At 63.3% G+C, this 10,334-nt stretch carries 10 protein-coding genes; all 10 read right to left on the bottom strand.

Translation table 11 applies throughout. From position 1 onward, the window contains the following. Positions 1 to 195: hypothetical protein (locus tag EN939_RS38540; RefSeq protein ID WP_206528277.1), on the bottom strand; the 195-nt coding region annotated here is incomplete at its 3' end. A 102-nt stretch (positions 196 to 297) separates the two neighbouring features. Then, on the bottom strand, positions 298 to 1,728 hold the full coding sequence (lpdA, locus tag EN939_RS09280; protein WP_329608532.1) for a dihydrolipoyl dehydrogenase: 1,431 nt from the start codon (positions 1,726 to 1,728) through the stop codon (positions 298 to 300). 55 nt (positions 1,729 to 1,783) lie between these two features. After that, entirely contained in the window at positions 1,784 to 2,539 is a 756-nt protein-coding gene (locus EN939_RS09275) for an SDR family oxidoreductase (RefSeq protein WP_127267778.1), read from the bottom strand. Next, positions 2,536 to 3,003 (bottom strand): hypothetical protein, encoded by a 468-nt coding sequence (locus tag EN939_RS09270; RefSeq protein ID WP_236382951.1) that lies wholly within the window; start codon positions 3,001 to 3,003, stop codon positions 2,536 to 2,538. Before EN939_RS09270 ends, EN939_RS09275 begins: the two co-directional genes overlap by 4 nt. 51 nt (positions 3,004 to 3,054) lie before the next feature. Continuing rightward, positions 3,055 to 3,753 carry a DUF4241 domain-containing protein gene (locus EN939_RS09265; RefSeq protein ID WP_164748784.1) on the bottom strand — a complete coding sequence of 233 codons (699 nt, stop codon included), beginning with the start codon at positions 3,751 to 3,753 and terminating at the stop codon, positions 3,055 to 3,057. Positions 3,754 to 3,848: 95 nt separating this feature from the next. Further along, complete coding sequence (odhB, locus tag EN939_RS09260) at positions 3,849 to 5,129, bottom strand: 2-oxoglutarate dehydrogenase complex dihydrolipoyllysine-residue succinyltransferase (protein WP_127267776.1); 1,281 nt, start codon at positions 5,127 to 5,129, stop codon at positions 3,849 to 3,851. Between the two features lie 47 nt (positions 5,130 to 5,176). Next, positions 5,177 to 8,164, bottom strand: a complete 2,988-nt coding sequence (locus EN939_RS09255; protein WP_127267775.1) for a 2-oxoglutarate dehydrogenase E1 component — start codon at positions 8,162 to 8,164, stop codon at positions 5,177 to 5,179. 119 nt (positions 8,165 to 8,283) lie between these two features. Beyond that, on the bottom strand, positions 8,284 to 9,186 hold the full coding sequence (gene sucD / locus EN939_RS09250; protein WP_063173365.1) for a succinate--CoA ligase subunit alpha: 903 nt from the start codon (positions 9,184 to 9,186) through the stop codon (positions 8,284 to 8,286). A gap of 41 nt (positions 9,187 to 9,227) precedes the next feature. Then, entirely contained in the window at positions 9,228 to 9,599 is a 372-nt protein-coding gene (locus tag EN939_RS09245; protein WP_127267774.1) for a cupin domain-containing protein, read from the bottom strand. 4 nt (positions 9,600 to 9,603) lie between these two features. Then, on the bottom strand, positions 9,604 to 10,334 hold a 731-nt coding region (locus EN939_RS09240; protein WP_442919527.1), incomplete at its 5' end, for a succinate--CoA ligase subunit beta.

The following is a 10,334-nucleotide window of genomic DNA, read 5'->3' as shown; positions in this document are numbered from 1 at the left end:
CGGTGACCACCCGGCACCCGCCGAGCCGCCGGCGGCCAGCACACCGGCGCCCGCACCGGCACCGGCCGAACCGATGAAGCCGGCCGAACCTGCGCCAGCACCCGCGCCTGCTCCGGCGCCTGCAGAACCGGCGCCTGCCCCGGCACCAGCGCCTGCACCGGCTCCGGCACCGGCCCCAGCGCCTGCACCGGCCAACTGATCGGCTCGATATCAAATACGAACGGCCCGCCGAAAGGCGGGCCGTTTTGTAGGGATCGCTACGTTCGTCACCCTCGGGCTTGACCGAGGATAGTGCCTTTAGATGTGGATCGGCTTGAAGAACGTTGCCAGCGCCGCCTCCTTGATCGCCTCCGACATCGTCGGATGCGCGTGGCAGGTGCGGGCGAGATCCTCAGACGAGCCCCCGAATTCCATCAGCACCGCCGCCTCGTGGATCATCTCGCCTGCGCCGAAGCCGACAATATGCACGCCGAGTACGCGGTCGCTCGTCTTGTCGGCGAGGATCTTCACAAAACCGTCGGTGTGCAGCATGGCGCGCGCCCGGCCATTGGCGCTGAACGGGAATTTTCCGGCCTTGTAGTCGATGCCGGCCTTCTTCAACTCTTCCTCGGTCTTGCCGACCGAGGCGATTTCCGGGCTGGTGTAGACGACGCTCGGAATGACGTCATAGTTCACGTGGCCGGCCTGGCCGGCAATGGTTTCGGCCACCGCCACGCCCTCGTCCTCGGCCTTGTGCGCCAGCATCGGCCCGGCGATGACATCGCCGATGGCATAGATGCCCGCGACATTGGTCTTGAGATGGCCATCGGTCTTGACCCGGCCGCGCTCGTCGACCTCGACGCCGGCTTCCCCGAGGCCGAGACTGTCGGCATAGGCGCGGCGGCCGGTGGCGATCAGCACGGCATCGGCCTCGATCGTCTCGGCGGCGCCGCCCTTGACCGGCTCGAAGGTGACGGTCGCACCCTTCTTGGCCTTGGCGACACCGGTGACCTTGGCGCCGAGCTTGAACTCGAAACCCTGCTTTGAAAGCAAGCGCTGGAACTGCTTGGAAACCTCGCCGTCCATGCCGCCCAGGATGGTGTCGAGGAATTCGACCACGGTGACCTTGGCGCCGAGCCGTGCCCACACCGAGCCGAGCTCGAGCCCGATGACACCGCCGCCGACCACCACCAGATGGCCGGGAACCTTATCAAGCGACAAAGCGCCGGTCGACGACACGATCACCTTCTCGTCGATGTCGACCTTGACGCCGGGAATGCCGGCGACATCCGAGCCGGTGGCGATGACGATGTTCCTGGTCTCGATCTCCTCGACCTTGCCGTCCTCAGCCGTCACCGACACCTTGCCTGCCGCGACCACCTTGCCAGTGCCGCGAAAGCTGTCGATCTTGTTCTTCTTGAACAGGAAGGCGACGCCGTTGACGTTCGACGACACCGTCGCATCCTTGTGCGCCATCATCTTCTTCAGGTTCAATTTCGGCGCCGATATCTCGACGCCGAGCGTGTCGAAGGAGTGACCGGCCTCGGCGAACATCTCGGAGGCATGGAGCAGCGCCTTGGAAGGGATGCAGCCGATGTTGAGGCAGGTACCGCCGAAGGTCGCGTTCTTCTCGACCACCGCGACCCTGAGCCCGAGCTGCGCCGCCTTGATGGCGCAGACATAGCCGCCCGGTCCCGATCCGATGATAACGACGTCATAAGCCATGATACTGTCCTTCTGTTTGAGCATGATGCCGTGTGACGCGGTTTTCGGATAACATCCTGCTCGATCTGCTTGAGAGCGCTCAGCGGCCGCCGCTTACATTCAGGATCGCGCCTGTCGTATAGGACGCGGCGTCGGAGAGAAGATAGAGAACCGCGCCGGCGACTTCAGCCACTGTACCGGCTCTTTTCATCGGCAGCAGGTCGCGGAACCGCTCCACCCTGTCCGGCTGCCCGCCGGAAGCGTGGATATCCGTGTCGATGATGCCAGGGCGCACCGCATTGACGCGGATGCCTTCCAGCGCCACCTCGCGGGCGAGCCCGATGGTGAAGGTGTCGATGGCGCCCTTGGAGGCGGCATAATCGACATACTCGCCCGGCGAGCCCAATGTCGCTGCCGCCGACGAGATGTTGACTATGGACCCGCCCGACCCGCCATGGCGGGTCGACATGCGCTTGACCGCCTCACGGGCGCAGAGGAACGAGCCGACGACATTGACGCGCATCATGCGCTCCAGCCGCGAAACGTCCATCTCGTCGACGCGCGCCTTGACGTCGACGATGCCGGCATTGTTGACGAAGGCATCGAGCCGTCCATAGGCGTGGTCGACGGCCTCGAACATGGCCACGATATCGGCCTCGCTGCCGACATCGCCCTTGACCGCAAAAGCCTCGCCGCCGGCAGCCTCGATCTCCGCGACCAGTGCATCGGCGGCGTCCTGATTCGCAGCGTAGTTGACCGCGACCCTGTAGCCGGCCTTCGATCCAAACCGGCAGATCGCCGCGCCGATGCCGCGGCTGCCGCCGGTGACCAGCAGCACCTTTTGCGTCCCGCTCATTCCTGGCATCCCTTCAAGGCAAACACATCCCCCGGCACTTTCGAAAACCCGCTGCCGCCATAGGCACTGGATTGGCGCAACGCTGGCCCGAGATCCGGCAGGATCAGCGTCTTCGGCGCTTCGACACCTTCGGCCGGCAGCAGCCCGATGTTGCCCTTGTCATCCGCCGTGTAGATGACGCCATGCCAGGGCGTGCAGGCGGCAAGCTCCTCGCCGGTGACGTCGCCCTCGGGGCATTTGTACATCAGCGCGCCGTTCGGCCGCGACACGCCCTCGTTCCACATGACGATGCCGTTGAGCACCACACTGTTGTCGAGGATCATGCGGAACGTATTGGTGACCGTCGCCGAGGTGCCGGTCGGCGTGAAATCGATTTCGCTGCCGCTCTGGGCGTCGCCATAGACGGCGAGTTCTATCGGGCAGGCGGCATTTGCGGCAGAGTCGGTGAACAACACGGCCAGCATCCCGGCTGCACATCGGATAGTGGGCGATAGGACGCTTTGCATCAGCGCGACCTACTTGCTCTCGCGGCCATCGGCGTTTTCCAGCACGCCGAAATCGGTCAGCAGCAACAACGGCTCGCCTGCTGCGTCCAGTCCCCAGAATGACGGATAAAATCCATCACCCCAGCCGCTCCAGAACATCGCGATGTTGAGCGGGTTGCCGGCAACCGGATGATGCATGACGAACCTGTCCTGGTTGGGTGCGAATTCGGCGGCCAGCACGTCGTCATAGTAATTCTCGTCGGCCTTGAGCTTGTCCTGTTCGGCCGACATCAGCGCCATCGCCGTCTTGTCCATGAAAGAGCCAAGGCCGGCTTCGACGGGGTAGCCGAACATTTCGTCGTCCTTCAGGGTCGACACGTCCTGGTCTGGCAAGGTCGCCAGTTCCCAGCGGACCGGCGTGCCTGGGCGGAGCCGAAGGAACGCTGCTGCCACACGTCCCTGGGCCTCGAACAGAGAAACCGGATAACTTCCAGGTTTGACCTTGCGGCTCAATGCTGGCCAGTCATCGCCTGTGACCAGAGGATCGCAGGCCATAATCTCGCCCGTCGGCAATTCGAGTTGGCCGATCGGGGTGACGGTTATCTTCCGCTCCGCCAATTGCACGTCACTAAGGGCAAAGATGCCGAGGTTGCTGCTCACCTTTGCCGGATTCCATCCGGCGGCGATTGCCAGCGAAGGAACAGCAGTGGACAAGCCAAGCCAGAAAATACTGCGCCGAAAAGTCCGCTGCGCGCCGCCCGCGGCCCGGCCCAGTTTGAACCCGAACCGTTCCAGCCAGCCGCTCACGGGGCGGTTGGCCTTGCTCACAGATCGAGCACCAGCCGTTCCGGATCCTCCAGGCTTTCCTTGACGCGGACCAGGAAGGTCACCGCTTCCTTGCCGTCGACGATGCGGTGATCGTAGCTGAGCGCCAGGTACATCATCGGCCGGATCACGATCTGGCCGCCGACCACCACAGGCCGGTCCTGGATCTTGTGCATGCCCAGAATGCCCGACTGCGGTGCGTTGAGGATCGGCGTCGACATCAGCGACCCGTAAACGCCGCCGTTGGAAATGGTGAACGTCCCGCCTTGCATGTCGGCGACCGACAGCTTGCCGTCGCGCGCGGCGATGCCCAGCCGGCCGATGTCCTTTTCGATCTCGGCGATCGACATCTGGTCGGCATTGCGCACGACCGGCACAACCAGGCCCTTTTCGGTGCCGACGGCGACGCCGATATGGGCATAGTTCTTGAAGATGATGTCGGTGGCGTCGATCTCGGCATTGACCGAGGGGATCTCCTTCAGCGCGTGTGTCACGGCCTTGGTGAAGAAGCCCATGAAGCCGAGCTTCACGCCGTGCTTCTTTTCAAACACATCCTTGTACTTGGTCCGCAGTGCCATCACCGCTGACATGTCGACCTCGTTGAAGGTGGTCAGCATGGCTGCGGTCGACTGCGCTTCCTTGAGGCGGCGCGCGATGGTCTGGCGCAGCTTGGTCATGCGCACGCGCTCCTCGCGCGAAGCGTCGTCGCCCGAGGACGGCGCGCGCACGGCAACCGGTGCAGGTGCCGCCTTCGGCGTCTCCGCCGGCTGCGACGGCGCACCCTTGGAGATGACGTCGAGCACGTCGCCTTTCAGCACCTGGCCACGCTTTCCCGAACCGGAGATCTGGTCGACCGAGAGATTGCTTTCGGCGATCAGTTTCGCTGCGGCCGGTGCCGGTGGCATGGTGCGCGGCTCGACCGGGCCGGCATCGCCGGCGATCTTGGCGGTCTCGGCCGCGGCTTGCTTGCCGGTCGATGCCGCATCCGGCGACGAGGCCTGCGACACCGCCTGCGGCTTGGTCGCTGGCGCGGCGGCAGCGCCACCTGCCGAAATCGAACCGAGCAGCGCACCGACACCGACCGTCTCGCCTTCCTTGGCGGTGATTTCGCTTAAGGTTCCAGCGGCGGCGGCAGGCACCTCCACCGTCACCTTGTCGGTCTCGAGCTCGACCAGCGGCTCGTCGGCGACGATCGCGTCGCCGACCTTCTTGAACCATTTGCCGATGGTCGCTTCGGTGACGGATTCGCCGAGAGTGGGAACGCGGATTTCGGTAGCCATTGTGCCTGTCCGTTTTCTTTCGGTTCTGTTATTCGCCCAGATCTTCTCTATTCGCCGAGCGCGTCTTCGAGCAAGGCGGCGAGCTGGGCGAGATGCTTCGACATCAGTCCGGTCGCCGGCGAGGCGGCGGCCGGACGGCCGGTGTAGCGCACCCGCTGATGCTTGGCATCGATATGCGCCAGCACCCATTCCAGATAGGGGTCGATGAACGACCATGCGCCCATGTTCTTGGGCTCCTCCTGGCACCACACCATCTCGGCATTGCGGAAACGCGACAGTTCGGTGATCAGCGCCTTGGCCGGGAACGGATAAAGCTGCTCGACGCGCAGCAGATAGATGTCGTTGATGCCGCGCTTCTCGCGCTCCTCGTAGAGGTCGTAATAGACCTTGCCCGAACACAGCACGACGCGGCGGATCTTCGAATCCTTGGTCAGCTTGATCGCCTGGCCGGAAAGCAGCTGCGCATCGTCCCACAGCAATCGGTGGAACGAGCTTTCGCCCGAAATTTCCGGCAGCGTCGACACCGCCCGCTTATGGCGCAGCAGCGACTTCGGCGTCATCAGGATCAGCGGCTTACGGAAGTCGCGCTTCAGCTGCCGGCGCAATATGTGGAAGTAGTTGGCCGGCGTCGTACAGTTGGCCACTTGCATGTTATCTTCGGCGCAAAGCTGCAGGAAGCGTTCGAGCCGGGCCGAAGAATGTTCCGGACCCTGGCCTTCATAGCCATGCGGCAGCAGGCAGACGAGGCCCGACATTCTGAGCCACTTGCGTTCACCCGAAGAGATGAACTGGTCGAACACCACCTGGGCACCGTTGGCGAAATCGCCGAACTGCGCTTCCCACAAGGTCAGCGCCTTCGGCTCGGCAAGGCTGTAGCCATATTCGAAGCCCAGCACCGCCTCTTCCGACAGCATCGAGTTGATGACTTCGTAGCCGGCTTGAGCGGCAGACAGATTGTTGAGCGGGATATAGCGGGTCTCGTCGCGCTGGTCGTAGAGCACGGAATGGCGCTGCGAGAAGGTGCCGCGTTCGGAATCCTGCCCCGACAGGCGGATCGGATTGCCGTCGAGCAGGATGGCGCCGAAGGCCAGCGCCTCGGCCGTCGACCAGTCGATGCCTTCGCCCGACTCGATCGCCTGGCGGCGGTTTTCGAGGAAGCGGATGATCGTCTTGTGCGCCTCGAAATCCTTCGGCACCTCGGTCAGCTTCTTGCCGATTTCCTTCAGCGTCTTGACCGGCACGGCGGTCTTGCCGCGCCTTTGTTCGTCCTGGTTGTCGGCCGTGCGCAGGCCAGACCAGGCGCCGTCGAGCCAATCGGCCTTGTTGGGCTTGTAGTGCTGGCCGACTTCCCACTCGGATTCCAGATGCGCTCGCCAGTCGGCCTTGAGCTGGTCGAGCTCGGCCTGGGTGAGGTGACCCTCGGCGATCAGCCGGTCGCCGTAGATCTGCACGGTCGTCTTGTGGGTGCGGATGTTGCGGTACATGATCGGCTGGGTGAAGGCCGGCTCGTCGCCCTCATTGTGGCCGAAGCGGCGGTAGCAGAACATGTCGACCACAACAGGCTTGTGGAACTTCATGCGGAATTCGATCGCCACCTTGGTGGCGTGCACCACGGCTTCCGGATCGTCGCCATTGACGTGGAAGATCGGCGCTTCGATCATCTTGGCGACGTCGGACGGATAGGGCGACGAGCGCGAGAAGCGCGGATTGGTTGTGAAGCCGATCTGGTTGTTGATGATGAAATGCAACGTGCCGGCGACGCGGTGGCCGCGCAGGCCGGACAGGCCGAGGATTTCCGCGATCACGCCCTGGCCGGCAAAGGCGGCATCGCCATGCAGCAAGAGCGGCAGCACCTTGGCGCGCTCTTCCAGCGGCACGATTTCCTCGCGGCTGCGGCCGAACAGATAATCCTGCTTGGCGCGCGCCTTGCCCATCACCACCGGATCGACGATTTCCAGATGCGAGGGATTGGCGGTCAGGGACAGATGCACCTTGTTGCCGTCGAACTCGCGGTCCGACGAGGCGCCGAGATGGTACTTGACGTCGCCCGAACCCTCGACCTCGTCGGGTGCGGCCGAGCCGCCCTTGAACTCGTGGAAGATGGCGCGGTGCGGCTTGGCCATCACCTGGGAAAGCACGTTCAGCCTTCCGCGATGCGCCATGCCGAGCACGATCTCTTTCATGCCGAGCTGGCCGCCGCGCTTGACGATCTGCTCCAGCGCCGGGATCAGCGCTTCACTGCCATCGAGGCCGAAGCGCTTGGTGCCCTTGTACTTGACGTCGATGAACTGCTCAAAACCTTCGGCCTCGACCAGCTTCTGCAGGATCGCCTTCTTGCCGGTGGCGGTGAAGGTGATCTCCTTGTCGGCACCTTCGATGCGGGCCTGGATCCAGGCCTTTTCCTCGGGGTCGGAAATATGCATGAACTCGACGCCGAGCGTCGAGCAATAGGTGCGCGTCAGGATTTCCAGCATCTGCCGGATGGTGCCGAATTCGAGCCCGAGCACATTGTCGAGGAAGATCGGCCGGTCATAGTCGGCAGCGGTGAAGCCGTAATTTTCCGGCGACAGCTCGTTGTAGTCCTCGAGCGGTTTGGCGATGCCGAGCGGGTCGAGATTGGCATGCAGATGGCCGCGCATGCGGTAGGCGCGGATCATCATGATGGCGCGCACCGAATCGCGCGTCGCCTGATGCACGTCGGCGTCGGACAGGACGACGCCGTTGGTGACCGCCTTGTCCTTGACTTTCTTTTCGATCGTCTTCTCGACGATACCCCAATTGCCGTCGAGCGCCGACACCAGTTCGCCATTGGCCTGCAGCGGCCAGGAGGGCTTGGCCCATGAGGCACCCTTGGCATTCCTGCGCACATCGCCGGCATCGTCCTTCAGCCCGGCAAAGAACTCCTGCCATTCGGGATTGACCGAGGCTGGATCGTCTTCATAGGCGGCATAGAGCGCATCGATGTAATCGGCGTTGCCGCCGTAAAGGAAAGAGGTGAGCGAAAATTGGTCGTTGGCCTGATCTTGTCTTGCCATTTTTGTCCGCGGAGCCCGGCTCCGTCTCCTGTTTTTGGAGGGAGTAGGGGAATAAGGGAATAGGGGAGTAGCGCTTTTTGCCGCTGCTATTTTCCCTACTGCCCTACTCCCCTATTCCCTTAACCTTTGATCGCCTCGACCAGTGTCGTGCCCAGCCTTGCCGGCGAGGGCGATACCTTGATGCCGGCCGATTCCATCGCCGCGATCTTGTCTTCGGCGCCGCCCTTGCCGCCGGAGATGACCGCGCCGGCGTGGCCCATGGTGCGGCCGGCCGGCGCCGTGCGCCCGGCGATGAAGCCGGCCATCGGTTTCTTGCGGCCACGCTTGGCTTCGTCCTTGAGGAACTGCGCGGCGTCTTCCTCGGCCGAACCGCCGATCTCGCCGATCATGATGATCGACTTGGTCTCCTCGTCGGCGAGGAACATCTCGAGCACGTCGATGAACTCGGTGCCCTTGACGGGGTCGCCGCCGATGCCGACGGCGGTGGTCTGGCCGAGGCCGACATTGGTGGTCTGGAACACTGCCTCATAGGTAAGCGTTCCCGACCGCGAAACAACGCCGACCGAGCCCTTGCGGAAGATGTTTCCGGGCATGATGCCGATCTTGCATTCGTTGGGCGTGAGCACGCCCGGGCAGTTCGGCCCGATCAGCCGCGAGGTCGAGCGGTCGAGCCTGGCCTTGACCCTGATCATGTCCATCACCGGTATGCCTTCGGTGATGCAGATGATCAGCGGGATCTCGGCCTCGATCGCTTCGAGGATGGCTTCGGCGGCACCCGCCGGCGGCACATAGACGACCGAAGCGTTGGCGCCGGTCTTTTCCTTGCCCTCGGCGACGGTGGCGAAGATCGGCAGGCTTTCACCCTTGGCGCCGGTCCACGTCTCGCCACCCTTCTTGGGATGGATGCCGCCGACCATTTTCGTGCCGTGATAAGCCAGCGCCTGCTCGGTGTGGAACGTACCGGTCTTGCCGGTCAGGCCCTGCACCAGCACCTTGGTGTTCTTGTCGACGAGGATGGACATGGGAGCCCTTTTCTAAAAACCGTTGATCGAGGAAAACATGGTCAGAGCCGCTTCAGGTCAGCGACCGTGAGGTCGCTCTTGGCATTGCCGGTGTTGAGCGTCGTCGCCGGCTCGAACATCAGCACGACCGGTTCCGCGGTGAGCGAACGCGGCCGGTGCTCGACACCGCGCGGCACGACGATGAAGTCGCCCTCGCCGAGTTCGACCGGACCGTCGCGGAAATCGATGGCGATGCGCCCGCGCAGCACGAGGAAGGCTTCGTCCTCATTGTCATGCGCGTGCCAATCGAAGACCTCGCCGAACTTGGCGACCTTCGCCTGGCTGTCGTTGACGTCGCCGGCGATATGCGGATCGAAGACCTTCTTGATCTTTTGATCCGCCGCCTCGACCAAGTTTATCTTGCGCGGAGGCATCCGCTCAGCCCTTTACCGCCGCCACGATCTTCTTGGCTGCATCGTCGAGATCGTCGGCCGACACGACGTTGAGGCCGCTGTCGTTGATGATCTTCTTGCCGAGCTCGGCATTGGTGCCCTCCAGACGCACCACCAGCGGCACTTCCAGTCCGACTTCCTTGACCGCGGCAATGACGCCCTCGGCAATGATGTCGCACTTCATGATGCCGCCGAAGATGTTGATCAGGATACCCTTGACCGCCGGATCCCGGGTGATGATCTTGAACGCCGCCGTGACTTTTTCCTTGGATGCGCCGCCACCGACATCGAGGAAGTTGGCGGGCTCGGCACCATAGAGCTTGATGATGTCCATCGTCGCCATGGCGAGGCCGGCGCCGTTGACCATGCAGCCGATATTGCCGTCGAGCGCGACATAGGCGAGGTCGTATTTCGACGCCTCGATCTCCTTCTCGTCCTCTTCGGTGGTGTCGCGCAGTTCGAGCACGTCAGGGTGGCGGAACAGCGCGTTGTTGTCGAACGACACTTTCGCGTCGAGCACGCGCAGCCGGCCGTTCTTCATGACGATCAGCGGGTTGACCTCGAGCAGGCTCATGTCCTTTTCGACGAAGGCTTTGTAGAGGATCGGGAACAGCGTATCGCCGTCCTTGGCAGCATCGCCGTCGAGCTTCAGCGCACCGTTGAGCGCCTTCAGGTCGGCCGATGTGACGCCTTTTTCCGGATCGATGGCGACAGTGA

The sequence above is a fragment of the Mesorhizobium sp. M7A.F.Ca.CA.002.05.1.1 genome (genome assembly GCF_003998335.1).
Classification (GTDB): domain Bacteria; phylum Pseudomonadota; class Alphaproteobacteria; order Rhizobiales; family Rhizobiaceae; genus Mesorhizobium.
This window is presented reverse-complemented; position numbering and strand designations above follow the sequence as displayed.

What these genes read in the sequence shown, in the direction of transcription:
- lpdA (WP_329608532.1), bottom strand. Translation starts at nt 1,728, where the DNA reads ATGCTCAAACAGAAGGACAGTATCATGGCTTATGACGTCGTTATCATC.
- EN939_RS09275 (WP_127267778.1), bottom strand. Translation starts at nt 2,539, where the DNA reads ATGAGCGGGACGCAAAAGGTGCTGCTGGTCACCGGCGGCAGCCGCGGC.
- EN939_RS09270 (WP_236382951.1), bottom strand. Translation starts at nt 3,003, where the DNA reads ATGCTGGCCGTGTTGTTCACCGACTCTGCCGCAAATGCCGCCTGCCCG.
- odhB (WP_127267776.1), bottom strand. Translation starts at nt 5,129, where the DNA reads ATGGCTACCGAAATCCGCGTTCCCACTCTCGGCGAATCCGTCACCGAA.
- EN939_RS09255 (WP_127267775.1), bottom strand. Translation starts at nt 8,164, where the DNA reads ATGGCAAGACAAGATCAGGCCAACGACCAATTTTCGCTCACCTCTTTC.
- sucD (WP_063173365.1), bottom strand. Translation starts at nt 9,186, where the DNA reads ATGTCCATCCTCGTCGACAAGAACACCAAGGTGCTGGTGCAGGGCCTG.
- EN939_RS09245 (WP_127267774.1), bottom strand. Translation starts at nt 9,599, where the DNA reads ATGCCTCCGCGCAAGATAAACTTGGTCGAGGCGGCGGATCAAAAGATC.